This window comes from Nonomuraea mangrovi, assembly GCF_042681425.1.
GTDB classification, from domain to species: Bacteria; Actinomycetota; Actinomycetes; order Streptosporangiales; family Streptosporangiaceae; genus Nonomuraea; species Nonomuraea mangrovi.
In genome coordinates this window covers 44,489-68,280 of record NZ_JBHUFV010000017.1, presented here as the reverse complement: position 1 = coordinate 68,280, position 23,792 = coordinate 44,489, and the positions used below count along the sequence as shown (strand labels likewise).

Sequence of the window (23,792 nt, the reverse complement as noted above, 5' to 3'; positions counted from 1 at the left end):
CGGCTGACGGTGTCAGCTCCAGGCGAGCATGCGGAGCGGATCCTCCAGCATCGCGCCGACGTCGCGCAGGAACAGCGAGCCGAGCTCCCCGTCGACGATGCGGTGGTCGAACGACAGGGCGAGCGTGGTCACCTTCCTGACGGCCAGCTGCCCTTCAACCACCCACGGCGCGTCCTTGACCTGCCCGAAGGCGAGGATGGCGGACTCACCGGGGTTGAGGATCGGGGTGCCGGTGTCGACGCCGAACACGCCCACGTTGGTGATCGTGATCGTGCCGCCCGCCATCTCCGCCGGTTGGGTACGGCCCGCCCTGGCCGTCTCCGCCAGCTCGCTCAGCGCCCGCGCCAGCTCCGGCAGGTCGAGCGCGTGGGCGGACTTGACGTTGGGCACGACCAGGCCGCGCGGGGTGGCGGCGGCGATGCCGAGGTTCACGTAGTGCTTGACCACGATCTCCTGGGCGGCCTCGTCCCACGTGGAGTTGATCATCGGGTGGCGGCGGGCGGCCACCAGGACGGCCTTGGCCACCAGGAGCAGCGGCGAGACCCTGACCTCGGCGAAGTCCGGCAGCTGCTTGAGCCGCTGGACGGCCGCCATCGTCTCGGTGACGTCCACCTGCAGGAACTCGGTGACGTGTGGAGCGGTGAACGCGCTGGCCACCATCGCCTGCGCGGTCATCTTCCGCACGCCCTTGACGGGGATGCGTTCCTCCAGGTCTTGGGCGGCGAGCGCGGCCCGCTGCCGTGCGGGCTCCGCCGCCTGGCGCGCGGGCTCCTGGGCGGCGGTGTGGACGTCGTCACGGGTGATGGAGCCCTGCGGGCCCGTGCCCCGCAGGGTGGCCAGGTCCACGCCCAGGTCCTTGGCCAGCTTGCGGACCGGCGGCTTGGCGAGCACGCTCACTCTGCCGGGCGCCGGCGCCTGCTGGACCGGCGCCACCGTCTGCTGAACCGGCGCCACCGCAGGCTGGGCCGGTGCCGGTGCCTGCTGGGCCGGCTCGGGCGGCGCCTGGGTGGTGCCGGCTTCGGAAGGGGTGGCCTTGCGGGGGCGGCGTTTGGCCGCGCCGGTCTTGACGCCGTAGCCGACCAGGACGGGCGTGCGCTCCTCCTTGGGCGCGGGGCTGCCGTGCGCGCCCGGCTCGACGGCTCCCTCCGCGGGCGGGCGCGGCACCAGGTCCTCGGCCAGCGCCGCGGTCCTTTCGGCCGACTCCTCGTGCGGGCCGACCGGCTCGGCCGTGCCTGTGGAAGGGGCGGCTGCGGCCGTACCGGCGGCAGGGGCCTCGCCGGTGTCGACCGCGATGATCGGCACACCGACGTCGACCGTCTGCCCCTCCTCCGCCAGCAGGTCGGCGACGACGCCCGCCCACGGGGACGGCAGTTCGACGATCGACTTGGCGGTCTCGATCTCGACGACGATCTGGTTGACCTTGACGGTGTCGCCGGGCTTGACGTGCCAGCGGACGATCTCGGCCTCGGTCAGGCCCTCCCCTACGTCGGGGAGCTTGAATTCACGACGCATTCGAGGTCCCCCTCTCAGTAGGTGAAGGTGCGGTCGACGGCATCGAGGACCCTGTCCAGATCGGGCAGGTAGTGCTCCTCCAGCTTCGACGGCGGGTAGGGGGTCGAGAAGCCGCCGACACGCAGCACCGGCGCCTCCAGGTGGTAGAAGCACGACTCGGTGATCCTGGCCGCGAGCTCCGCCCCGAAGCCGTTGTAGACGGGCGCCTCGTGGACGACCACGACCCTGCCCGTCTTGCGGGCCGAGTCCATGACCGCGGGGAAGTCCAGCGGGTTGAGCGAGCGCAGGTCGACGACCTCGATCGAGCGGCCCTCCTCCTGGGCCGCCGCGGCCGCCTCCAGGCACGTCTTGACCATGGGGCCGTAGGCGAGCAGCGTGACGTCGCTGCCCTGCCGTACCACGGAGGCCCGGTCGAAGGGCGTCCACCAGTCGGTGGTGGTGGTGTCGACGTCGGCCTTCTCCCAGTAGCGGCGCTTGGGCTCGAAGAAGATCACCGGGTCGTCGCTCTGGACGGCCTGCTGGATCATCGCGTACGCGTCGGCGGGGTTGCTGCAGGCGACGACGCGCAGGCCGCCGGTGTGGGTGAAGTACGCCTCGGGCGACTCGCTGTGATGCTCGACCGCGCCGATACCGCCTCCGCACGGGATGCGGACCACGACGGGCAGCTTGATGGCGCCGAGCGAGCGCAGCGGCATCTTGGCGAGCTGCGTGATGATCTGGTCGGCGGCGGGGAACACGAAGCCGTCGAACTGGATCTCGCAGACCGGCCGGTAGCCGCGCAGGGCCAGGCCGATCGCGGTGCCGATGATGCCCGACTCGGCCAGCGGCGTGTCGATGACGCGGTCCTCGCCGAAGTCCTTCTGCAGGCCGTCGGTGACGCGGAAGACGCCGCCGAGCTTGCCGACGTCCTCGCCCATGATGAGGACCTTCGGGTCGTCCTCCATGGCCCTGCGCAGGCCCTCGTTGATCGCCTTGGAGAGGGTCAGCATGGTCATGACTCGAAGCCCTCCAGATACGCGGCGTACTGGGCGCGCTCCTCGTCGATCAGCGCGTGGGACGACCTGTAGACGTGGTCGAAGATGTCGAGCGGCTTGGGGTCGGGCATCTCCAGGCAGCGTCTGCGCAGGTCGGCGCCCAGGTCCTCGGCCTCGGCCTCGATGGAGTCGATGAACTCCTGGTCGGCCAGCTCGTTCTTGAACAGGTACGCCTTCAGGCGCTCGATCGGGTCCTTCAGCTTCCACGCCTCCAGCTCGCTCGCCACCCGGTAGCGGGTCGGGTCGTCGGTGGTGGTGTGGGCGCCCATCCGGTAGGTGAACGCCTCGATCATCGTCGGCCCCTGGCCGGTCCTCGCGGCCTCCAGCGCCTTCCTGGTGACGGCCAGGCAGGCGAAGACGTCGTTGCCGTCCACGCGGACGCCGGGGAAGCCGAAGCCGGACGCCCTCCGGTACAGCGGGATGCGCGTCTGCTTCTCCAGCGGCTCGGAGATGGCCCACTGGTTGTTCTGGCAGAAGAAGACGATGGGGGCGTTGAACACGCTGGCCCAGATGAACGACTCGTTGACGTCGCCCTGGGAGGTGGCGCCGTCGCCGAAGTAGGCGATCGTGGCGGCGTTGGCGCCGTCGCGCTGGATGCCCATGGCGTAGCCGACCGCGTGGAGGGTCTGGCTGCCGATGACGATCGTGTAGAGGTGGAAGTTGTGCTCGGCGGGGTCCCAACCGCCGTGGTTCACGCCTCTGAACAGGCCCAGCAGCTTCACCGGGTCCACGTCGCGACACCAGGCGACGCCGTGCTCACGGTAGGTGGGGAAGGCCATGTCGGCGTCGGTGAGCGCCCGGCCCGAGCCGATCTGCGCGGCCTCCTGGCCGAGCAGCGAGGCCCAGATGCCCAGCTCTCCCTGGCGCTGCAGTGCGACGGCCTCCAGGTCGACGCGGCGGACGAGCACCAGGTCGCGGTAGAGGGATCTCACCTCGTCGGGCGTCAGGTCGATGTCGTAGTCGGGGTGCTCGACCCTCTCCCCTTCGGGGGTGAGCAACTGGACGAGCTCTGGAGGTGCTTCTGCACCACGAGAGGCGTCGACGGTCACGTGCCACTCCTGTGCGGTCGGGGCCGGTTCGCTGGGATTGCCATGCTTTTCCCGGCCTTTCCGGCGTACGGGCCATCTGGTGGTGGTTCGTACGCGTTTGGGGACATCGTGGCAGAGGTCACAGCCCTACGCGCAAGCCCCATGCCCTCCCCGTTCCCGATGGATCGCCTGCGAACCTTCCCGTTTCGAGGGGCGGAACCCCTCCGTCCGGGCGAGGTTCACCTTCCCAACGGAATGGTCAAGCCGGGATCTTCTCAGTGGTATCCCTCCGGTATACCCGGGTGTACGGCGGGACGGCGCTTTCCGGTGGGCCGTCCCCCTGAACGGCGAGCACGAACATGAGGCGTGTACGGGGATCCTCGGGTTCCAGGGTTTCAGGGGATGCAGGGCGCGACGCCCACGCCGGCTCAAGCGAGCCCCCTCCGGGAACGCCGGGCACGTGACCGAGCCCTGGCGGGCGGGTGGTGGGGTCGGGGCCTGTTCATCACGGGCAGGGCACTAGGCTGAACGCCGCAACCCGAACTTCACCTTCAGGAGGAGCGCCGTGGCGCGCGTCATCGTCGACGTCATGCTCAAGCCGGAAATCCTCGACCCGCAGGGGCAGGCCATCGCCCGCGCACTGCCGCGCCTGGGCTTCTCCGGCGTCTCCGAGGTTCGTCAGGGCAAGCGGTTCGAGCTCGAGCTCGCGGGCGAGGCCGACGAGGCCGCCCTTGCGGACGTCCGAAAGATGGCCGAGACTCTCCTCGCCAACACGGTGATCGAGGAGTACACCGTGAGGGTCGAGGGGTAGAACAGCACATTTGACACAGGGAAATCCCTATCACGGCTTAAAGCCGGGTTTCGCCATGCCACAATCCCACGGGCTTACCAACACTAAATAACAACAACGTGATTTTGCGGTTAGCCCTGATTTCACGGGGAAACCTCCTCCAGGTGAGATTCTGGAACCCGGAGGGGTCCGGTGGATATTGAGTTCTCGTTGGCGCTGCCCCGGGATGCGATCGGCATACCGATGGTCAGGCGAGTGCTAGGTGACGCGATGCGCTCACTCAGCGTGAGCGAGAGCTGCATCTCCGACATGCTGCTCGCGGTGTCTGAGGCCTGCTCCAACGCGGTGCGCCACGGCGGTCCCGCCAACAGGTACGAAGTGAGCGCGTCGATCGGCTACGGCCGCTGCGACGTGAAGGTGGCCGACGCGGGCGGCGGCCTGCCGTCGATGCCGCTGCACTACCCGCCGCCCGAGACGGAGAACGGGCGCGGCCTGCTCATCATGCGCTCGGTCGTCGACGAGATCTCCTTCGGCGTCACGCCGGGCCGGGGCACCACCGTCCACCTGCGCAAGCACCTGGCGTGGGACGACGAGGAAGGCGCCCGCCCCCGCGAGCTGGCCGCGGTCTGAGATCCCGGCCCCGGACGCTCAGCCTCCCCGAGCTGGACGCACGACTCCCGTAGCGGGACGCTCGGCCTCCCTGAGCTGGACGCACGGCTCCCCCAGCGGGGCGCTCGGCCTCCTTGAGCTGGACGCACGGCTCCCCCAGCGGGACGCTCGCAGGGGCGCGAGAGGGCACCGGGCGGCAGCCGATACCCTGGAGGAACCGCCGCAGACCGCCGTCCACACAATGAGACGGTGGCGTGGCGTGCGCATTCCTCCGGAGGGGACGAAAGTCATGAGCGCTGCCCGTGTGGGCGTTGTCACGTTTCCAGGAACTCTCGACGACCAGGACGCAGCCCGTGCCGTACGGCTGGCGGGCGCGGAGGCGGTGCCGCTCTGGCACGGCGACCACGATCTGAAGGGGGTCGACGCGGTCTTCCTGCCCGGCGGCTTCTCCTACGGCGACTACCTGCGATGCGGCGCGATCTCCCGCTTCGCCCCGCTGATGGAGCAGCTCATCCCCGCGGCCCGCGGCGGACTGCCGGTCCTCGGAACCTGCAACGGCTTCCAGATCCTGTGCGAGGCGCACCTGCTGCCCGGCGCGCTGACCCGCAACGCCTCCCTGCACTACATCTGCCGCGACCAGCGCATCAAGGTCGAGTCCGCCTCGACGGCGTGGACCGCCGACTTCGCGGCGGGCCAGGAACTGATGCTGCCGATCAAGCACGGTGAGGGGCGCTACGTCGCCTCGGCCGAGACGCTCCAGGAGCTGGAGTCCAACGGCCAGGTGGTCTTCCGCTACCTCGGCGGCAACCCGAACGGCTCGCTCAACGACATCGCGGGCATCTCGAACGAGGCGGGCAACATCGTCGGCCTCATGCCGCACCCCGAGCACGCGGTCGAGGACCTGGTCGGCGCGCCGAGCACCGACGGCCTCGGCTTCTTCACCTCCATTCTCAAGAAGCTGGTGAACGCATGAACCTCGACACCGTGAAGCGGGCCGCCGACACGCCCGACGAGGCGATGCCGTTCGCCGAGCTGGGAATGAAGCAGGACGAGTACGACAGGGTCCGGGGGATCCTCGGCCGCCGTCCCACCTCCTCCGAGCTGGCCATCTACTCGGTCATGTGGTCCGAGCACTGCTCGTACAAGTCGTCCAAGGTGCACCTGCGGCAGTTCGCCACCAAGGCTCCCAAGTCCGAGGCGCTGCTGGTCGGCATGGGCGAGAACGCGGGCGTCGTCGACATCGGTGACGGCTGGGCCGCCACGTTCAAGATCGAGTCGCACAACCACCCGTCGTACGTCGAACCGCACCAGGGCGCGGCCACCGGCGTCGGCGGCATCGTGCGCGACATCATGTCGATGGGCGCGCGCCCGATCGCGGTCATGGACGCGCTGCGCTTCGGCGGCGCCGACCAGGCCGACACCCGGCGCGTCCTGCCCGGTGTCGTCGAGGGCATCTCGTCGTACGGCAACTGCCTCGGCCTGCCCAACATCGGCGGCGAGGTCGTCTTCGACCCCTGCTACATCGGCAACCCGCTGGTCAACGCGCTCTGCGTGGGACTGCTGCGCAAGGACCAGATCAAGCTGGCCACCGCGCCGGGCCCCGGCAACAAGGTCGTGCTCTTCGGCGCCTCGACGGGCCCCGACGGCATCGGCGGCGCTTCCGTGCTGGCCTCGGCGACGTTCGAGGACGAGTCCGAGGCGAAGCGGCCCGCCGTACAGGTGGGCGACCCCTTCATGGAGAAGTTGCTCATCGAGTGCTGCCTGGAGCTCTACGCCGCCGACGTGGTCGTCGGCATCCAGGACCTCGGCGCGGCGGGTGTCTCCTGCGCCACCACCGAACTGGCCGCCAAGGGCACCGGCGGCATGCACGTCGACCTCAACCTGGTCCCGCTCCGCGACTCCTCGCTCAGGCCCGAGGAGATCCTGATGAGCGAGTCGCAGGAGCGGATGATGGCCGTGGTGGCCCCGTCCGACATCCCGGCGTTCATGGCGATCTGCGAGAAGTGGGACGTGCCCGCCGTCGTGATCGGCGAGGTCACCGACACCGGCAGGCTCGTGATGACCTGGGACGGCTCGGTCATCGTCGACATCCCGCCGGGCACCGCCGCCGACGAGGGCCCCGTCTACGAGCGCCCCTTCCAGGAGCCCGCCGGCCAGGCCGCGCTGAACGAGGTCGTCGAGCTGCCGCGGCCCGAGGATCTGCGGGCCACGCTGCTCCAGTTGCTCGGCTCGCCCAACCTCGCCTCCAAGGAGTGGGTGACCTCCCAGTACGACAGGTACGTCCGTTCCAACACGGTGCTGGCCCAGCCGGCCGACGCCGGCATGCTGCGCATCTCGGAGGTCATGGAGGGCGCGACGCCGACGACCCGTGGCATCGCGCTCGCGACCGACGGCAACGGGCGTTACGCCAAGCTCGACCCCTACGCGGGTGCCCAGCTCGCGCTGGCCGAGGCGTACAGGAACGTCGCGGTGACGGGCGCGCGGCCGCTCGCCGTCACCAACTGCCTCAACTTCGGCTCGCCCGAGGACCCCGAGGTCATGTGGCAGTTCGCCGAGGCCACCCGGGGGCTCGCCGACGCCTGCAGGGCCCTCGGCGTCCCGGTGACCGGCGGCAACGTGTCCTTCTACAACCAGACGGGGGCGGCGGCCATCCACCCGACGCCCGTCGTCGGCGTGCTCGGCGTCATCGACGACGTCGCCAAGCGGGTGCGTTCCGGGTTCACGGAGGCGGGGCTGCGGGTCGCGCTGCTCGGCGAGACCGGCGACGAGTTCGGCGGTTCGGAATGGGCGCACGTCGCCCACTCCCACCTCGGCGGCCTGCCGCCGGAGGCCGACCTGGAAGCCGAGCGGGGCCTGGCCTCCGTCATGGTCGAGGCGGCCGCCAAGGGCCTGGTGGCCGGCTCGCACGACCTGTCCGACGGCGGCCTGGCGATCGCGCTGGCCGAGGCGTGCATGGTCAACGGGATCGGGGCGAAGGTCGCGCTGTCCGGCGACCCGTTCGTCGACCTGTTCAGCGAGTCGTCGGCCAGGGCGCTGGTCGCGGTGAAGGCCGAGCACTTCGAGGAGTTCGCGGCGCTGTGCGCGTCGTTCGAGGTGCCCTGCTACGGGCTCGGCGAGACCGGCGGTGACGCGCTGGTGGTGGAGGGCGTCTTCGAGGTGCCCGTCGCCGAGCTGCGCGAGGTCCACACGGGCACGCTGCCCGCGCTGTTCGGCTGAGGTCCCACCCGCAGGGGCCGGTACGGCATGCCGTACCGGCCCCTGCGGCGTTCCTACTTGGCGCAGATCACGTAGACCGTGCCGCCCTTGCCGCCACCGTTCGTCTGGGTGGTGGCGGTGGTCTTGTTGTCCGCGCCCTGGGAGGAGCTGTCGAGGTCGTGGTAGCCGCTCAGCTCGACCTTCCAGCCCGTCGGGGTGGGGGAGCCCGTCGGGGCGCTGGCCGTGACGGTGCCGTTGACGCCGGAGAAACCGCCGCCCGTGGCGACCGCGCCGGACGGGCAGGACACCGAGCCGGACTTGCCGCTGAAGGTGTCGGTGACGACGACGACCGACTTGATGCCGCCCGCGTCGCCCTTGTCACCCTTCGGACCCTGGGGGCCCGCGGGGCCCTGCGGACCCGTCGCCCCGGTCTGACCCTTCTCGCCCGGCTTGCCGTTCTCTCCGGGCCTGCCCTGCGGACCGGCGGGGCCCGTGTCACCCTTCGGACCCTGGACGCCGGGCTTGCCGTCGTCACCCTTCGGACCCTGAATGCCGGGCTTGCCGTCGACGCCGTCCTTGCCGTCCTTGCCGTCGATGCCGTTCTTGCCGGCGGGGCCCTGGGGACCGGTCTCGCCCTTCGGGCCCTGGTCGCCCTGCGGGCCCTGGATGCCCGGCTTGCCGTCGACGCCCTTCGGGCCGGCGGGGCCCTGGACGCCCGGCTTGCCGTCGGCGCCCTTGGGGCCCGCGGGACCCTGGGGGCCCTGCTCGCGGGTGCCGGCGAGGCCGTTGGTGGTCGAGCCGCCGATCAGCACCCTCTCCTCCGTCTTCCTGCACGGGGTCGACGGGTTGACGATGCGGGCGTAGCGCGTCTTCTTGTGCACGCAGGCGTGCACCTCGTTGGCCGCCGACGACGCGGTGGCGACGCCGCCGATGGTGAACAGCGAAGCGGTCAGCGCCCCGACGGTGGCGAGGGTGAGCGCGCGCCCACCGCGAACCTTGATTGCCACGGCTTTCCTTCCAGAGGAACAGATGGTGCGTATGTTGCGCATGAGGTTCACGCTTCAACCGTTCCAATGGATTACGTCACCACATAACGTGTATGTTACGAAACAGAGGGTGACATATTGGTTTGACGGCCCGTCAGCTCCACGAGGGGAGCGGACCCGTAAATCGACGCATTGGTTTTCACCCGGGCGTGGGGATAATCGTCCGTGAACACCTACCTCCCGCCCGCCACCCAGCCCGTCAGAGCGGTGGTGTGGGCGATCCATCTGGTCCTGCCGCTGCTGGGCCTGTGGCTGCTGCTCGCCGACCCTGGTGGGATCAACGTGAGGTGGCAGCACAATCCCAGCCACTTCTGGATGATCCTCGTCGTCGCCGGCATCAACGTCGTGCTCGGCCTGATGATCAGCGAGGCGGCGCGCAAGCGGGAGGACGCGCGGCTGTTCCTGGTCTCGATGGTGTTCCTGAGCAGCGCCGGCTTCTTCTTCCTGCACGGCCTGGCGACGCCTCGGATCATCCTCGGGGCCCCCTCGCTCGGCTTCGACATCGGCCAGCAGGTCGGGCTGACGATGGCGGCGGTCTTCGCGTTCGCCTCGGCGTTCCCGCTCGGCGAGCGGCAGGCCAGGTCGGTGCTCGCGGCGCAGGGCCTGATCAGGTCCCTCCTGCTGGGCATCATGGTGGTGTGGGGCATCACCTCGCTGGTCCCCGGGCTGACCCCGCTGAGCAGCCCGCCCGAGACACTGCCCATCCCGTGGTTCGGCTGGTTCTCCGTGCCCGGTCTGGTGCTGTTCGTCTCGGCCGCCATCATGATGTTCCTCCTGCACCGCAGGCGGCGTTCCGCGATCCTGGTGAGCCTGCTCACCGCCTACGCGCTGCTGGCCGAGGCCATGGTCGCGGGCATGTCCCAGCTGAACTGGCACCTGTCGTGGTGGGAGTGGCACATCCTGCTGACGCTGGCCTTCGTCTTCGTCGCCTACAGCGCCTACCTGCAGTTCAGACGCGAGGGGTCGAGCGCGGGCCTGTTCGACTCGGTGGCGCTGTCGGCCACCGTCGTCAGGATCCAGGCGCAGTACGAGCAGGCGCTGGAGGAGCTGGTCGAGCACGTCCGCAAGGGCACGAAACTGCCCGCCGTACGGCTGGCGGGGCGCTTCCAGCTCACCGAGGGGCAGGCGGCGGTGCTCGACCGGGCGGGCGAGGCGCTGGCCAGCGAGCGCGAGCTGTCCGAGCGCCTCGCCGCGCTCGTCGACGTGGGCACCCAGACGAGGGTACGGCTGGCCGAATCCGACCTGCTGACCAGCGCTCTGGAGCGGGTACGGCGGGCCTACGGCGACGTCCGCATCGGCCTGGTCGCCGACGGCAAGGTGAGCATCGGCTCGCGCGAGTACGTCTTCAGCGGCACCACGCCCATCAGGCGTGACGGGCTCATCACCTACCCGCTCACCGTGAAGGGCCATCTGGCCGGGGCGCTGGAGGTCCCGCTCGGCCGTACCGCGCAGGACGAGGCCCTGGCCTCGACCCTCGCCAGCCAGCTGTCGATCTCGCTGGAGAACGCCCGCCTCTACGCCGAGCTGGACACCCTCTTCCGGCAGTACATGTCGCCCGACGTCGCCAACCGCCTGCTGGCCGACCCGGGGCAGGCCGCGCTCGGCGGCGAGCTGCGCGAGCTGACCGCGCTGTTCGCCGACCTCAAGGGGTTCACCACGTTCTCCGAGCGGGTCACGCCGGGCGAGATCGTCGAGATGCTGAACAGGTACCACACCGCCGCCGTGCCCTGCATCCTCGACAACGGCGGCACGATCGTGCAGTTCGTGGGTGACGCGCTGCTCGCACTCTTCAACGCGCCCGCCACCCAGGCCGACCACGCGCTCGCCGCGTGCAGGGCCGCGCTGGCGATGCAGGACGCGGCCATGGAGGTCGCCGCCGACGGGTGGCCCACCTTCAGGGTCGGCATCAACACCGGCATGGCGCTCGTCGGCAACATCGGCAGTCCTGAGCTGCGCGGTTTCAACGCGATGGGCGACGCCGTGAACGTGGCGGCCAGGCTGGAGAGCATGGCCGAGCCCGGCACGGTGGTGATCGGCTCCACCACGCTCGCCCAGCTCGGCGACGACGTCTCGGCCACGCCGCTCGGCGCGCTGCGGCTGAAGGGCAAGGCGCAGGAGGTGGAGGCATACGTGTTGACCGCGTTGCCCCGCATAATCAGGTCATGACCGCAGAGGCCGGAGAGTTCCTGTCCATGCTCACGCCAGACGAGATCCAGGCCCTGAAGGCCGCGGGACGGCCGAGGCGCTGGGAGCGTGGCGAGGTGGTGATGACCGAAGGCGACACCTCCGACTGGGTGCTGCTCCTGCTCGACGGGCGGGTCAAGGTGTCCTCGCACACCAGCGGAGGGACGGAGGTGGTGCTGGCGGTGCGCGGTCCCGGAGGGCTGCTGGGCGAGATGTCGGCCATCGACGGCTCTGCCCGGTCGGCGACCGTCACGGCGCTGGAGCCCGTCGGAGGGGTGGTGGTCCGTGACTTCGCCGGGTTCCTGCGGGCCCACGGGCGGGTGGCGGTGCTGCTGCTGCAGCTGGTCACGGAGCGGCTGAGGGACTCCGACAGGAAGCGGATCGAGTACGGGGCGTTCGACACGACGGGCCGGGTGGCGACGCGGCTGGTGGAGCTGGCCGAACGGTACGGCGAGCCGACGAACTCGGGCCTGCGGGTGTCGCTGCCGCTGTCGCAGGACGAGCTGGCGGGGTGGACGGGCGCCTCGCGGGAGGCGGTGAGCAAGGCGCTGCGGACGTTGCGGGACCGGGGGCTGATCGAGACGGGGCGACGCCGGGTGATGGTCCACGACCTGGAGGGCCTGCGCAAACGGGCCCGCTGAACGACACTCGGCCGGATTCCTACGGGCCGGATAAAACGGACGTACGTCGTACGTCATAGTGGGAGGCATGGTCGCCGTCTCCCCCGACTACACTCTCCGGCTCCGCTACGCCTGGCGCGTCTGCTCGGTGACCAGCCTCGGCCTGGTGCTGATCGGGATCGCCGGCAGCACCCTCAACGTCGCCCTGCCCGCCGTCGTCCGCCACTTCCACGCCACCCCCTTCGAGTCGAGCTGGATCCTCCTGTCCTTCCTGCTCGTCAACACCGCCAGTCTCGTCTTCTTCGGCAGGGTCGCCGACCTGCTCGGCCGGCGGGAGGTCTACCTGGCCGGCTTCGCCCTCTTCACCGTCGCCTCGCTCCTCGCGGGCCTCGCGCCCGACGTGTGGTTCCTGGTCGCGATGCGGGTCCTGCAGGCGATCGGCTCGGCGATGATCCTGGCCAACGGGACCGTCATCATCACCGACGCCTTCCCTCCGGACCGGCTCAGCCAGGGCATGGGCGTCTACATCGGCACCCTCTCGATCGCGCAGCTCGCGGGACCCACCGTCGGCGGCCTGATCGCGGAGGCGGCGGGCTGGCAGTGGATCTTCTGGGTGAACGTCCCCGCGGGAGTGGTCGCCCTGCTCTGGGGGGCGTTCACGTTGCGCAGGATGCCGAGGGGCCCCCGCGAGCCCGTCGACGCCCTCGGCAACCTGCTCATCTTCGCCGCGCTCACCGCGTTCCTGCTGGCGCTGTCCGAGATCGGCAACGGCGGTCCCGTGGTGATCGTGGGCGGTGTGGTCGCCGCCGTCCTGGCACCGCTCGTCCTCCTGGTCGAACGGCGGGCCTCACATCCGGTGCTCGACCTGCGGCTGTTCGGCGGCCGGATGCTGGTCTGGGCCAACCTGGCCTCGTTCTGCAACGCGCTGGCCAGGGCGGCGCTGATCCTCGTGGTCGCGCTGCACTTCCAGGCTGCTCGTGGTGTCGACGCGTTCACGGCGGGCCTGAGCGTGCTGCCCGTACCGGTCGGGATGGCGCTCGCCTCGCCCATCGCGGGCGCGCTGGGGCGTCGGGTCTCGCCGTACGCGCTGTCGATCGGGGGGTCGCTGTTCAGCGCGGCGGGGCTGGCGGTCCTGATGGCGGCGGCGCGCGCGGGCACGCCGTACTGGATCATCGGGGTGGGGCTCTTCCTGGCCGGATGCGGCAGCGGCACGTTCCTGACCGGCAACACCACGCAGGTGATGAGCGCCCTGCCGGCGGGGAGCCTGGGGGTCGTCAACGGCTTCAGGCTGATGGTCATGAATGTCGGCATCGTGATCAGCGTGGGCCTGTCGCTGAGCGTCCTGACCAGCGCGGTCTCCCCCGCTCTGCGCGCGCAGGTGTACGCGGGGACGCTGTCGAGGCTGTCACCGGTGGCGGTGGAGCAGCTGATGGCGGGCTTCCGGCTGACGTACGGCGTGCTGTTCGGCGTGGCGCTGGCGGGCGGCCTGTTCGCCGCGCTGGCCCGGAGCCCGCGCGCCGTACGATGATCGGCGGTGGAGAACGTGGCGAGGACGTGAACGACCCGCCCAGCAGACGGGAAGAGGGGCAGATGGCGCACCACAGCAGGTTGCACCTGGCCGTGATCGACGTGCCCGCGCACGACCACGACGAGGAGCTGGCGTTCTGGCGAGGCGCGACGGGTCACGACCTGCCCGGCATTCCCCAGAACCCCGAGTACCACGGCGGCATGCTGCCCGGCCAGGAGTTCGGGCTCCTGGTGCAGCGGCTGGGCGACGGAGAGCCCCGGGTGCACCTCGACTTCCACACCGACGATCTGGAGGCCGAGGTCTCGCGCCTGGAAGGGCTGGGCGCGACCCGCGTACGGCAGGCCCCGCAGTGGTGGGTGATGCGGGATCCGGCGGGGCTGCCGTTCTGCGTGATCAAGGATCAGGGGATCCACGCCGGCAACGCCCGCCGCTGGGACTGACCGGCCGCCGGGGCGTCAGAGGGCGGCGTGGAGGCGGGACTCGACGTCGCGGTAGCGGGTGACGGGGATCAGGTGGACACCGTCGAAGGCTCCGGAGTCGCGGATGCGCAGAACCTGCTCGCAGGCCGCCTCCACACCCGCCATACGGTCTCCGCCCAGCCGTTCCACCAGCTCGGAGGGGATGTCGATGTCGGGGATGGCCGCCGCCAGCCGCTCGGCGTGGGCCTGGCTGGCCAGCACCATCACCCCGGCGTAGACGGGCACGTCGACGGGGTTGGCCTCGCGCCATCTGAGCAGCGCGTCGAGGGAGAAGCTGACCTGGACGAAGAGGAAGTCGGCGGCGCGCTTCCACACGGGAAGCGGCCGCAGCCCCGCGGCCGCGCCCACGCGGAAGGACGGCGAGAACTCCCTCGCCTCCTCGATCATCGAACGGACCGTCAGGTCGCTGGTCCTGTTGCCGCTCGTCGGCTTGTCGCCGAACACGAAGAGGAACCGGTCCACGCCGTAGGCGGCCGCGGTGAGCAGATCGCGGCGCAGGCCGAGCAGGTTGCGGTCGCGGGAGTTGAGGCAGGCGATGCTCCGCCCGCCCATCGCCTGGACCTCGTGCGCGACGGCGACGCTGGAGACCGTCGCCCTGCCGATGTGGTTGTCGGGGATGAGGAAGGAATGGGCGAGCTTGCCCAGGGTGCCGATCTGGTGCCGGACGTGCGTGAGGTCGGGCTTGGTGGGCGGTTCGATCTCGCAGACCAGCTGGAACGTCATGCCCCGCAGCCTATCGACGGGCGGCGAGCGCGGCGATGCCGCCGAGCACGAGATCCACGCCGAAGCTGTCGTAGAACTCCTCGCTGATGCCCTCCACCATGGGGCGGGCCATCGCCACCAGGTTCGGGTACTTCTCGGCGGGCAGCGTCTGCAGGGACAGCCTCTTGACCCTGACCAGCTCGGCGACCTCCTCCGGCGTACGGCCAGGCCTGAAGTGGACGGGCGCGTCGGCGATGGCGATGGCGCTCTGCAGCAGGTACTTGGTGATCACGCAGCTTTCCTCGTGACTGAACCCGGCCGAGTGGGCGAGGCCGAGAGCGCGGTCCCAGACGGCGAGGAAGTGCGGCACGGCGGTCTGGTCGATCTGCTCCAGCAGGGTCTTCGCGCACGGGTAGCGGCGCAGGACCCTGATCAGTCCGAGGACGAGGTCGTGTAGCTGCTCCTGCCACGGACGCTCGTCGGCCGCCTGGGGGGCGAACCCGGCGATCAGATGGTCGGCCATGCCGACCATGAGCTGCTCTTTGTTCTTGAAGTGCCAGTACAGCGCCATCGGCGTCACCCCGAGGTCGGCGGCGAGACGCCTGATGGTCACCGCGTCGAGCCCTTCGGTGTCGCCGATCTCGAGCGCCTTGTCGACGATCGCCTCGGCGGTCAGTTTTCCCATCACGGTTGACAACTATACGACGTACAAGTTCAACTATACGTCGTACAAGTACGGCGTATAGGAGGCAGTGCGATGAGATGGTGGGCCCTGGCCGCGGTGACACTCGGCAGCTTCACGACATATCTCGATAACAACATCGTCAACGTCGCCCTCCCGACGATCCAGCGAGATCTCGGACTGACGCTGTCGGGCCTGGAGTGGGTGGCGACCGGGTACATGCTGGTGTTCGCCGGGCTCATGCTGGTCGGCGGCCGGCTGGCCGACGTGCTCGGCAGGCGCAGGACGTTCCTGAGCGGGCTCGCCGTCTTCACGCTCGCCTCGATCGGCGCGGGGCTGGCGGCCGACGGCGGCACGCTGATCGCCGCCCGGGCCGTGCAGGGCGTGGGCGCCGCCCTCCTCACGCCGACCGCGCTGGCGCTCATCTCGGCGACTTTCCGCGACCCCCGCGAGCGCGGGACCGCGGTCGGCATCTGGACCGCGTCAGGCGCGCTGTCGATGGCGCTCGGCCCCGCGGCCGGCGGCTTCATCAGCGAGCACCTGGACTGGGGCTGGATCTACCTGATCAACGCGCCCATCGGCGTGGCCACGTTCGCGCTGGCCGTGTGGGCGATCAAGCCGGACGCCGAGCGGGTGCGGCGCAGGCTGGACCTGCCCGGGCTGGGCACCTCCGCCGTGGCGCTCTTCGCCCTGACCTACGCCCTCATCGAGGGATGGACGCTCCCGCTCGCCGCCGTCACCGTCGGCTCCGCCGTCGCCTTCGCCCTCGTCGAGACCAGGTCCGCCGAGCCGATGATCGACCTGAGCCTCTTCAGGAACCGCGTGTTCACCGGCGGGACGCTCGCGATGGGCCTGTGGTCGTTCGGCGTGTTCGGCATCTACTTCTTCAGCGCCCTCTGGCTCCAGAACTCGCTGGGCTTCTCCCCCGTCGAAGCCGGCGCCGCGTTCGTCCCGATGGCCCTGCTCATGGCCGCGGTCGCGATCCAGGCCCAGCGCCTGGCCCGCCTGCTCGGCAACGGCCGCACCGTCGCCCTCGGCCTGGGGCTGATGGCGACGTCCGTGCTCGGCATCTCGTTCGTCGGCGCCGGCGGCGGCTACCTCGACGTCCTCCCCTGGTTCCTGCTGTACGGCCTGGGCGGCGGCATGCTGGTCCCGCTGACCACGATGATCCTCGGCGCTCTGCCCTCGGGGCGGGCGGGTGTGGCGTCCGGCGTCCTGAACGTCTCCCGCGAGGTGTTCGGCCTGCTCGGCATCACCGTCCTGGGCGCCATCCTCAACGCCAGGCAGGCCGAGACCTCCTTCCTCGCCGCCTACCAGTCCACGCTGGTGATCGCCGCGGTCATCGTGGCCGTGGGCATCCCCGTCAGCCTCTACTCACTGCGCCGTACGGCTCAGGCCGCGATGGCCGGCGCGTCGAACTGAGTCCTGTGCAGCTCCGCGTACCTGCCGTCCTCGGCCAGCAGCGTGGCGTGCGTCCCCCGCTCCACCACCCGGCCGTCCTCGACCACCAGGATGAGGTCGGCCGCGCGGACGGTCGACAGACGGTGCGCGATCACGATCGCGGTCCTGCCGTCCAGGGCCTCGCCGAGTGCCTCCTGCACCGCCGCCTCGGAGGTCGAGTCGAGGTGGGCGGTCGCCTCGTCGAGGATCACCACCCTGGGACGGGCCAGCAGCAGGCGGGCGATGGTGAGCCGCTGCCGCTCGCCGCCGGACAGCCGGTAGCCGCGCTCGCCGACCACGGTGTCCAGCCCGTCCGGCAGCGACTCGATGAGCTCGGCGAGCCGTGCTCTGCGCAGCGCGTCCCAGATCTCGTCCTCGGTGGCCTCGGGACGGGCCAGCAGCAGGTTCGCCCTGATCGAGTCGTGGAACAGGTGCCCGTCCTGAGTGACCATGCCGAGCGTGTCCCTGATGGAGTCGGCCGTCAGGTCGCGGACGTCCACCCCGCCCAGCCGTACGGCGCCCTCGTCCACGTCGTAGAGCCTGGGCAGCAGCTGGGCGATCGTGGACTTGCCCGCGCCCGACGATCCGACGAGAGCGACCATCTGGCCCGGCTCGGCCCGGAAGGAGATCCCGCGCAGCACCTCGACCCCGCCGCGGGAGTCGAGCGCGGCGACCTCCTCCAGTGAGGCGAGCGACACCTTGTCAGCCGAGGGGTAGGCGAAGCGGACGGCGTCGAACTCCACCGACACCGGGCCCTCCGGCACCTCGCGGGCGTCAGCCTTCTCCTTGATCAGCGGCTCCAGGTCGAGCACCTCGAAGACGCGCTCGAAGCTGACCAGCGCGCTCATCACGTCCACCCGGGCGCTGGCCAGCGCGGTCAGCGGGGAGTAGAGCCTGGTCAGCAGCAGGGCGAGCGCGACGACCGAGCCGGGGTCCAGCCGGCCGGCGAGGGCGTAGAAGCCGCCCAGGCCGTACACCAGGGCCAGGGCGAGCGCCGAGACGAGGGTCAGGGCCGTGACGAACAGCGACTGGGTCATGGCGGTGCGGACGCCGATGTCGCGCACCCTGCGGGCCCGGCCGGCGAACTCGGCCGACTCGCCGGCAGGGCGGCCGAACAGCTTGACCAGCGTCGCGCCAGGAGCGGAGAACCGCTCGGTCATCTGGGTGCCCATGGCGGCGTTGTGGTCGGCCGCCTCGCGCCGCAGCCTGGCGATCCGGCCGCCCATGCGCCTGGCCGGCACCACGAAGACCGGCAGGAGCAGCAGCGCGAGCAGGGTGATCTGCCAGGAGATGCCGATCATCACGATGAGGGTCAGCACCAGGGTGACGACGTTGCCCGCGACGCTGGAGACGATGTCGGTGAAGGCGCGCTGGGCGCCGATCACGTCGTTGTTGAGCCGCGAGACGAGGGCGCCCGTGCGGGTGCGGGTGAAGAAGGCGACCGGCATGCGCTGCACGTGGTCGAACACGGCGGTGCGCAGGTCGAGGATGAGCCCCTCGCCGATGCTGGCGGAAAGGAAGCGGGTGAGCAGGCCGAGACCGGCCTCGGCCACCGCCAGGCCCGCGATGAGGACGGCCAGCCGGACGACCACGTCGAGGGGCTGCGCCTTGACGATCGCGTCGACGACCCTGCCGGCGAGGACGGGGGCGGCCACGGCGAGGGCGGCCATGACGAGGCTGAGGGCGAGGAACTGGGCGAGTCGGGTCCTGTGGGGACGGGCGAAGCCGCCGATCCTGCGGAGGGTGGCCATCGAGAAGGGGCGCCGCTCTTGCCGGGCGTTCATGGCGCCGTAGAGCTGGTTCCAGGCGGTGACTTCCATGTCCATGGGGACGACCGTAGGGGCTCAAGTTAACTTGAGGTCAAGCGGTTCTGCCCGCACGGGGATCGCCCATGAAGGGCCTCAGCCCGTGACCGTGGAAGGTCACGGGCTGAGGAAGTGCCGGCTAGGAGCCGATCTTCTTGCCGCGCGTGTGCCACGTCACCGCCACCGACGGCCGCGGCTGCGAGGCGCCGCCGTCGGGCCAGCGGCTGGCCGGGGCCTCCGGCGTGGCGCCGTCGAGCTCACCGGGGTGCTGCACCGCGACGAACACGCTGCGCTGGTCCTGGGTCACCAGCGGACCGCACGTCTCGGCCCCGACGGGAACGGTCAGGAACTGGCGGACGTACCCGCGCTCCCGCCCCTGCACCGGCATGACGAACAGCCCGTCGTTCGCCTTCAGCGCGTTGCCGTCGGTGGAGATCCACAGGTTGCCGTCCTTGTCGAACGCCAGGTTGTCCGGGCAGGAGATCGGCGAGACCTTCGTCTTGTCGAACCCGGCGAAGTAGGTCGTCGCGTCCTTCGGGTCGCCGCAAACCAGCGGGATCGACCAGGCGAAGGCCGTCGACCCCGCGTCGTCGCGACGCTCCACGATCTCCAGCACGTGGCCGTGCTTGTTGGAGGGGCGCGGGTTGGCCTCGTCCACCTGCGCGGCGGTCCTGTTGGTGTTGTTGGTGAGCGCCACGTAGACGGCCTTGTTGACCGGGTTGCGCTCGATGTCCTCGGGCCTGTCCATCTTGGTGGCCCCGACCTTGTCGGCCGCGACGCGGGTGAAGACCAGCACCTCGGCCGCCGTCATACCGTCCACGAAGCTCTTCGTGCCGCTCACCAGCGGGATCCACTGGCCCGAGCCGTCGAAGACGCCGTCGGCGGGCAGCTTGCCGGAGCCGTCGATCTCCGTGGCGGGGCTGTCGCCGGTGAACTTGGCGACGTAGAGGGTGCCCTCGTCCAGGAGCGTGCGGTTGTGCCGGTCGTATCCGGGGATGTAGCGCTGCTTGGAGACGAACTTGTAGATGTACTCGAAGCGCGAGTCGTCACCCATGTAGACCGCGAGACGGCCGTCCTTGGTCAGGGTGGTGTTGGCGGCCTCGTGCTTGAAGCGGCCGAGCGCGGTGCGCTTCACCGGGGTCGAGTCGGGGTCGAACGGGTCGATCTCGACGATCCATCCGAAACGGTTGGCCTCGTGCGGGTGCTTGGCCAGGTCGAAGCGCTCCTCGACCCGGTCGAACCTGCGGCTGCTGGAGGCGGCGCTGGTCGGGATGGTGTAGCGGGCGATCTTCGGGTCGTTCTTGTCGCCGTTGACGAAGTACTGGTCGAAGTTCTCCTCGGCGGTCAGCACGGTCCCCCAGGGGGTGGTGCCGCCCGCGCAGTTGTTCAGCATGCCGATCGGCTTGGTGCCGTCCGCGTCGGCGGCCGTCTTCAGCAGGTCGTCGCCCGCGACGGGCCCGCTGAACCGCATCGGCGTCTGCGCGGTGATGCGCCTGTTGTAGCGGCGGCGACCACGCGTGACCAGCTCCCACTGGCCCGTGTCGCGCACCCGCTCGATCTCCACGACGGAGCCGCCGTGCGCGGCCAGCGCGATCTTGATCTGCTCCTCGGTGGCGGTGGCACCGCCCGAGTAGCCGCGGAACATGAGGTTCTCGTCGGTGTACTCGTGGTTGACCCACAGCAGGGCGCGGTCACGGCCCATCGGGAACATCGTCACGAAGTCGCAGTTGTAGCCGAACTGCTTGTTCTGCGCGTCAGCCGTCTGGTTGTCGAAGTCGAACGCGGGAGCGTCCGGCAGCACCGGGTCACCCCAGCGCACCACGACCGCCGAGGCGTAGCCCTCGGGGACGGTCACCGCGTCAAGGGTGTTGGGCGCCACAGGGCTGAAGGTCAGGGACCCGCGGCCGTGCCCGTACTCGCCCTGCTGTCCGAGCGCCTCGGGGTCGGCGAAGGCCGGTACGGCTCCCGCGCCCACGACCAGCGCTCCGAGGGCTCCCACCCCACCCGCGCGCAGAACGCCACGACGTGACAGGGCCTGTGCGGCGATGTCACCGAAATAGGTGTTGTCACTGGTGTTGGCCACTTCGTGCGCGCAGGCGTTGCCGCAACGGAACTGGCACGTGAGGGCGCTTCGACCGCTCTTGTGCGGGGTCGAGAGCAGCGGCAGCAGCCTGCCCAGGTTCGACACGGGTCCTCCAGATCAAATACGCGGTCGTTCCGCCGGGACGCTACGGCGACCGCTGAAACCTGAGGTGAACGAAGGCCGCCTCTCCGATGAACCCTTCCCGGGAGAGTACCCGGGAGAGAATAGGAGGATGGCGCCACGCAAAATAGACCAGGAGAAGCTCAGATCCGCGCTCGACGCGCAGCTGGTCGCGCTCGACGAGCCGCCGTTCGACGGGCCCGCGTCCGCTCTGGTGGACGCGTGCGTCGCGGCCGTCATGGCCGCCTACGACAAGGGGCTGAAGCCGGAGCGGGAGGCCGGGCGCTTCGCCGTACGGCATCTGCTCGACCGGCTGGTGGAGAAGGCGCCCGGGCGGACGGTCGAGGTCCGGGTCCCGCCGTACGCGGCCGTGCAGTGCGTGGAGGGACCGCGGCACACGCGCGGCACCCCGCCGAACGTCATCGAGACCGACCCGCGCACCTGGCTCCAACTCGCGGTCGGCCGCATCACCTGGTCGGAGGCGATGGCGAAGGGCGCCGTTCACGCGAGCGGCGCCCGTGCCGACCTGTCCGGCCATCTACCGGTCTAGTTGCGGTTGAGCCACGGGATCTTGCTCTCCACGCACTGCTCGGCCAGCTGCTGCGGCAGGCCTGAGCACTCCGCGAAGTAGTTGGAGACCCAGATGGCCGCGCCCACCGCCAGGACCAGCGTGAGCACGCTGAGACCGATGCCGACCCACGCCCTGCCCTTGCTGCCGCCCTTGGACAGGGCGATCACGCCCAGAACGAGGCCGACGAGCGCGGTGATCACACCCGTGAAGCACACCAGCAGCAGGAACAGGCTCGCGATGCCCAGGACCAGCGAAGCGGTGGCCAGCCCGTTGCCCGGCTTGGCGGGACGCCAGCCGGCGCCCTGGTACGGGGCCGCGCCGCCGGGCGGAGGCGCGTAGACGGCTCCCCCGGCGGGGGCGGCGTACGGCGGGGGCGTCTCGAAGGCGCCGGGCGCCGTTCCCTCGGGTGTGGTGCCCTGGGCGCCGCTGCCGTAGGGGCCGCTGCCCTGGCCCCCTCCGTAGGGGCTGCCGGGAACGCCGCCATACGGGCCGCCTCCTGGGGCGCCTGGGGTCCCGCCTTCGTGGCCGCCGCTGCCGGGAGCGCCGGGGACGCCCGAAGCGCCTGGAGAGCCCGGCATGCCCGGTGTGCCTGGGCGCTCGGGGGTTCCCGGAGTGCCGGGGGATTCGCCGGCGAACGCGCCGGTCCCGTAGGGCCCGCCGCCTGGTGTCTCGGCGCCGCCCAGGCCGGCTCCCTGCCCGGGAAGCCCTCCCTGTGGGCTGCCGCCGGTCCGGGGGCCGCCGTACGGGCTGGCGCCCTGCTGGGGGCCTCCGTAGGCGCCGCCGCCCTGCCGGCCCGCGCCGTAAAGGGAGCCGCTCGGCGGGGTCTGCTCACGGGACGTGCTGTAGGGCGTGGTCCCCGTGCCTGGGGCTCCGCCGTACGGACTGGAGGGTGAGACGCCGGGAGTCGACGGGTCGGGCTCGCCCCGACCGCCCGCGGCGAACGCTCCTGCGGCGGCGCCACCGAGGCCGGGAAGGTCTCTGGGGTACTCCTTCGGGCCTCCCTCGTACGGCGACGCGCCGGACAGGTGGCTCGGGTTCGTGTCGGCCGAGTCCGGATACGCAGGCTGGCCGTACGGAGGAGTGGACGGGGTCGGCGGGTCGTACCTGGAAGGGCCTGAGGGCGGCGTCATCTCGCGGGTCTGGTCGTCCTCCGCCCAGCCGGGATAGGTGGGCGTCGAGCCTGGCACCTGATAGCCGGGCTCCGGCCTGCCCCACTCGGTGAACACCTGCGTACGGTCGGCGTCGGCGTCTCCTCCGGCGGGAGACCGCCGGCCCTGGCTCGGCGAGGGCACCTCGGGCGCGGACGGCAGGTCGGGGTGGCCGGGCTCAGGAGTGGCAGGCGGCTCGGGAACGTCCGGCTGCACCGGAGCGGAAGGCGGCTCGGGCACGATCGGGGGCTCTGGCGAGATCGGCGGCTCCGGGGAGATCGGCGGCTCGGGGACGAACGGCGGCTCAGGCGGGACCGGCTGCCCCGGCTCGATCGGCGGCTCAGGCTGGATCGGCCGCTCAGGCTCGGCAGGCTGCTCCGCCCGCTCGTACCCACCCCAGGAGCCCTCTCCCCAGGAGCGCTCCGGCGACCCATGACCCCCGGGCGACGCCGGCTGCCCCGGCGACTCGTACCCGCCGGGCGACTCATACCTCCCGAAGGACGCAGGCTGCTCCGGCGACTCGTATCCACCCGACGACGCAGGCCGCCCCGGCGACTCGTATCCACCTGGTGACGTAGGCTGCCCCGGCGGCTCGGACCGTTCCGACCACTCGTATCGGGCCGACGACTCGGACCATTCCGACGGCTCGTAGCTGCCCGACGACCGGGACCGTTCCGGCGACGAGGGCTCGGTCAGGTCGGGCCACTCCGACTGGTCTCCCGGCCCTCCACCCGACCACGCGGACTGCTCGGCAGGCCTCGGCGTGCCGTACGGCTCGCCCGGGCCACTCGTGCCCCATGCGGACTCCGCGGACGACGCCGTGGAAGGCCACTCCGACTCCTCGGACGACCATGACGGGGACGCCTCTGCCTCGGACCATGTGGAGTGCGCCCCGCTCGACTCCTCCGAACCCTGTGTGGAGGGCTTCGGCGTCTCAGGTGTCGGCCAGACGGGCACGTCGGACTCACGCTCGTACGGCCCGCCCCACCTGGTGGGCTCCTCCCCCGAGGAAGCGGGCGGCTCGGGCGCGATCGGCTCCCCGTGCGGCGTCGTGGACGCCTCGTCAGGCCATGGAGCCGCCTCCGGCTCGGATGGCTTGCGCTCGGCGCTGGGCTCGGTCGGATCGCCCGTGGGCTCGCCGCCTCGCGGGCTCTGGCCCGGCCGAGGGTGGTTGGGGTCTCCAGGTGTGGTCACGGTCTACGTCTCCCCCGACGTG

The 23,792-nt window shown here is 70.8% G+C and carries 19 protein-coding genes; 10 read left to right on the top strand and 9 right to left on the bottom strand.

From position 1 onward, the window contains the following. Positions 1 to 12: 12 nt before the first annotated feature. The 3 genes from ACFSKW_RS11905 to pdhA are packed head-to-tail and all read right to left on the bottom strand — an operon-like array spanning position 13 to position 3,595. A complete protein-coding gene (locus tag ACFSKW_RS11905) occupies positions 13 to 1,512 on the bottom strand; it encodes a dihydrolipoamide acetyltransferase family protein (RefSeq protein ID WP_379572221.1) in 1,500 nt (499 codons plus the stop codon). A 14-nt stretch (positions 1,513 to 1,526) separates the two neighbouring features. After that, on the bottom strand, positions 1,527 to 2,507 hold the full coding sequence (locus tag ACFSKW_RS11900) for an alpha-ketoacid dehydrogenase subunit beta (RefSeq protein ID WP_379572219.1): 981 nt from the start codon (positions 2,505 to 2,507) through the stop codon (positions 1,527 to 1,529). Beyond that, positions 2,504 to 3,595: a pyruvate dehydrogenase (acetyl-transferring) E1 component subunit alpha gene (gene pdhA / locus ACFSKW_RS11895; RefSeq protein WP_379572217.1), complete on the bottom strand. Its 1,092-nt coding sequence runs from the start codon at positions 3,593 to 3,595 to the stop codon at positions 2,504 to 2,506. The genes ACFSKW_RS11900 and pdhA overlap by 4 nt, the downstream gene beginning before the upstream one ends. Before the next feature lie 544 nt (positions 3,596 to 4,139). Here pdhA and purS point away from each other — a divergent pair. From purS to purL, 4 genes are all read left to right on the top strand, one after another. After that, complete coding sequence (gene purS / locus ACFSKW_RS11890; protein WP_379572216.1) at positions 4,140 to 4,385, top strand: phosphoribosylformylglycinamidine synthase subunit PurS; 246 nt, start codon at positions 4,140 to 4,142, stop codon at positions 4,383 to 4,385. 222 nt (positions 4,386 to 4,607) lie between these two features. After that, complete coding sequence (locus tag ACFSKW_RS11885) at positions 4,608 to 4,994, top strand: ATP-binding protein (RefSeq protein ID WP_358145192.1); 387 nt, start codon at positions 4,608 to 4,610, stop codon at positions 4,992 to 4,994. A gap of 268 nt (positions 4,995 to 5,262) precedes the next feature. Then, complete coding sequence (gene purQ, locus ACFSKW_RS11880) at positions 5,263 to 5,946, top strand: phosphoribosylformylglycinamidine synthase subunit PurQ (protein ID WP_379572213.1); 684 nt, start codon at positions 5,263 to 5,265, stop codon at positions 5,944 to 5,946. Then, entirely contained in the window at positions 5,943 to 8,189 is a 2,247-nt protein-coding gene (purL, locus tag ACFSKW_RS11875) for a phosphoribosylformylglycinamidine synthase subunit PurL (RefSeq protein ID WP_379572211.1), read from the top strand. The genes purQ and purL overlap by 4 nt, the downstream gene beginning before the upstream one ends. Positions 8,190 to 8,242: 53 nt before the next feature. Here purL and ACFSKW_RS11870 read toward each other — a convergent pair whose 3' ends face one another. After that, positions 8,243 to 9,175 carry a collagen-like domain-containing protein gene (locus ACFSKW_RS11870; protein WP_379572209.1) on the bottom strand — a complete coding sequence of 311 codons (933 nt, stop codon included), beginning with the start codon at positions 9,173 to 9,175 and terminating at the stop codon, positions 8,243 to 8,245. 204 nt (positions 9,176 to 9,379) lie between these two features. On the opposite strand from ACFSKW_RS11870, the gene ACFSKW_RS11865 reads away from it, so the two are divergent. The 4 genes from ACFSKW_RS11865 to ACFSKW_RS11850 all read left to right on the top strand — a co-directional run bounded on the left by ACFSKW_RS11865 (position 9,380) and on the right by ACFSKW_RS11850 (position 13,986). Further along, positions 9,380 to 11,380: an adenylate/guanylate cyclase domain-containing protein gene (locus ACFSKW_RS11865; RefSeq protein ID WP_379572207.1), complete on the top strand. Its 2,001-nt coding sequence runs from the start codon at positions 9,380 to 9,382 to the stop codon at positions 11,378 to 11,380. Beyond that, positions 11,377 to 12,039: a Crp/Fnr family transcriptional regulator gene (locus ACFSKW_RS11860; protein WP_379572205.1), complete on the top strand. Its 663-nt coding sequence runs from the start codon at positions 11,377 to 11,379 to the stop codon at positions 12,037 to 12,039. Before ACFSKW_RS11865 ends, ACFSKW_RS11860 begins: the two co-directional genes overlap by 4 nt. Positions 12,040 to 12,106: 67 nt before the next feature. Beyond that, a complete protein-coding gene (locus ACFSKW_RS11855) occupies positions 12,107 to 13,546 on the top strand; it encodes an MFS transporter (RefSeq protein WP_379572203.1) in 1,440 nt (479 codons plus the stop codon). Between the two features lie 26 nt (positions 13,547 to 13,572). Continuing rightward, positions 13,573 to 13,986, top strand: a complete 414-nt coding sequence (locus ACFSKW_RS11850; RefSeq protein ID WP_379572201.1) for a VOC family protein — start codon at positions 13,573 to 13,575, stop codon at positions 13,984 to 13,986. Positions 13,987 to 14,001: 15 nt separating this feature from the next. Here the strand turns inward: ACFSKW_RS11850 and ACFSKW_RS11845 are convergent, their stop codons facing one another. Together ACFSKW_RS11845 and ACFSKW_RS11840 are read right to left on the bottom strand one after the other, a co-directional pair. Continuing rightward, complete coding sequence (locus ACFSKW_RS11845) at positions 14,002 to 14,748, bottom strand: methylenetetrahydrofolate reductase (protein ID WP_379572199.1); 747 nt, start codon at positions 14,746 to 14,748, stop codon at positions 14,002 to 14,004. A gap of 10 nt (positions 14,749 to 14,758) precedes the next feature. After that, the gene (locus ACFSKW_RS11840) at positions 14,759 to 15,412 is read right to left on the bottom strand and encodes a TetR/AcrR family transcriptional regulator (RefSeq protein ID WP_379572259.1); all 654 of its coding nucleotides are present in this window, start codon (positions 15,410 to 15,412) and stop codon (positions 14,759 to 14,761) included. 72 nt (positions 15,413 to 15,484) lie between these two features. On the opposite strand from ACFSKW_RS11840, the gene ACFSKW_RS11835 reads away from it, so the two are divergent. Further along, positions 15,485 to 16,831, top strand: coding sequence for an MFS transporter (locus ACFSKW_RS11835; protein ID WP_379572198.1), 1,347 nt, complete (start codon positions 15,485 to 15,487; stop codon positions 16,829 to 16,831). On the opposite strand, the gene ACFSKW_RS11830 is transcribed toward ACFSKW_RS11835, so the two are convergent. Next, positions 16,801 to 18,675 carry an ABC transporter ATP-binding protein gene (locus tag ACFSKW_RS11830; protein WP_379572196.1) on the bottom strand — a complete coding sequence of 625 codons (1,875 nt, stop codon included), beginning with the start codon at positions 18,673 to 18,675 and terminating at the stop codon, positions 16,801 to 16,803. The genes ACFSKW_RS11835 and ACFSKW_RS11830 overlap by 31 nt on opposite strands. A 118-nt stretch (positions 18,676 to 18,793) precedes the next feature. Beyond that, a complete protein-coding gene (locus tag ACFSKW_RS11825) occupies positions 18,794 to 20,842 on the bottom strand; it encodes a PhoX family protein (protein WP_379572194.1) in 2,049 nt (682 codons plus the stop codon). Positions 20,843 to 20,969: 127 nt separating this feature from the next. Here ACFSKW_RS11825 and ACFSKW_RS11820 point away from each other — a divergent pair, with 127 nt between their 5' ends. Continuing rightward, entirely contained in the window at positions 20,970 to 21,407 is a 438-nt protein-coding gene (locus tag ACFSKW_RS11820; protein WP_379572193.1) for a sterol carrier family protein, read from the top strand. On the opposite strand, the gene ACFSKW_RS11815 is transcribed toward ACFSKW_RS11820, so the two are convergent. After that, positions 21,404 to 23,770 (bottom strand): DUF4190 domain-containing protein, encoded by a 2,367-nt coding sequence (locus tag ACFSKW_RS11815; protein ID WP_379572192.1) that lies wholly within the window; start codon positions 23,768 to 23,770, stop codon positions 21,404 to 21,406. The two genes, ACFSKW_RS11820 and ACFSKW_RS11815, sit on opposite strands and share 4 nt — an antisense overlap. Between the last annotated feature and the right edge of the window lie 22 nt (positions 23,771 to 23,792).

Bases quoted from the DNA above. Each gene is read 5' to 3' on its own strand.
- ACFSKW_RS11835 (WP_379572198.1), top strand. From the start codon at position 15,485: ATGAGATGGTGGGCCCTGGCCGCGGTGACACTCGGCAGCTTCACGACA.
- ACFSKW_RS11860 (WP_379572205.1), top strand. From the start codon at position 11,377: ATGACCGCAGAGGCCGGAGAGTTCCTGTCCATGCTCACGCCAGACGAG.
- ACFSKW_RS11900 (WP_379572219.1), bottom strand. From the start codon at position 2,507: ATGACCATGCTGACCCTCTCCAAGGCGATCAACGAGGGCCTGCGCAGG.
- ACFSKW_RS11905 (WP_379572221.1), bottom strand. From the start codon at position 1,512: ATGCGTCGTGAATTCAAGCTCCCCGACGTAGGGGAGGGCCTGACCGAG.
- ACFSKW_RS11820 (WP_379572193.1), top strand. From the start codon at position 20,970: ATGGCGCCACGCAAAATAGACCAGGAGAAGCTCAGATCCGCGCTCGAC.
- ACFSKW_RS11830 (WP_379572196.1), bottom strand. From the start codon at position 18,675: ATGGACATGGAAGTCACCGCCTGGAACCAGCTCTACGGCGCCATGAAC.
- ACFSKW_RS11885 (WP_358145192.1), top strand. From the start codon at position 4,608: ATGGTCAGGCGAGTGCTAGGTGACGCGATGCGCTCACTCAGCGTGAGC.
- ACFSKW_RS11845 (WP_379572199.1), bottom strand. From the start codon at position 14,748: ATGACGTTCCAGCTGGTCTGCGAGATCGAACCGCCCACCAAGCCCGAC.
- ACFSKW_RS11855 (WP_379572203.1), top strand. From the start codon at position 12,107: ATGGTCGCCGTCTCCCCCGACTACACTCTCCGGCTCCGCTACGCCTGG.
- purQ (WP_379572213.1), top strand. From the start codon at position 5,263: ATGAGCGCTGCCCGTGTGGGCGTTGTCACGTTTCCAGGAACTCTCGAC.
- ACFSKW_RS11840 (WP_379572259.1), bottom strand. From the start codon at position 15,412: ATGGGAAAACTGACCGCCGAGGCGATCGTCGACAAGGCGCTCGAGATC.
- purL (WP_379572211.1), top strand. From the start codon at position 5,943: ATGAACCTCGACACCGTGAAGCGGGCCGCCGACACGCCCGACGAGGCG.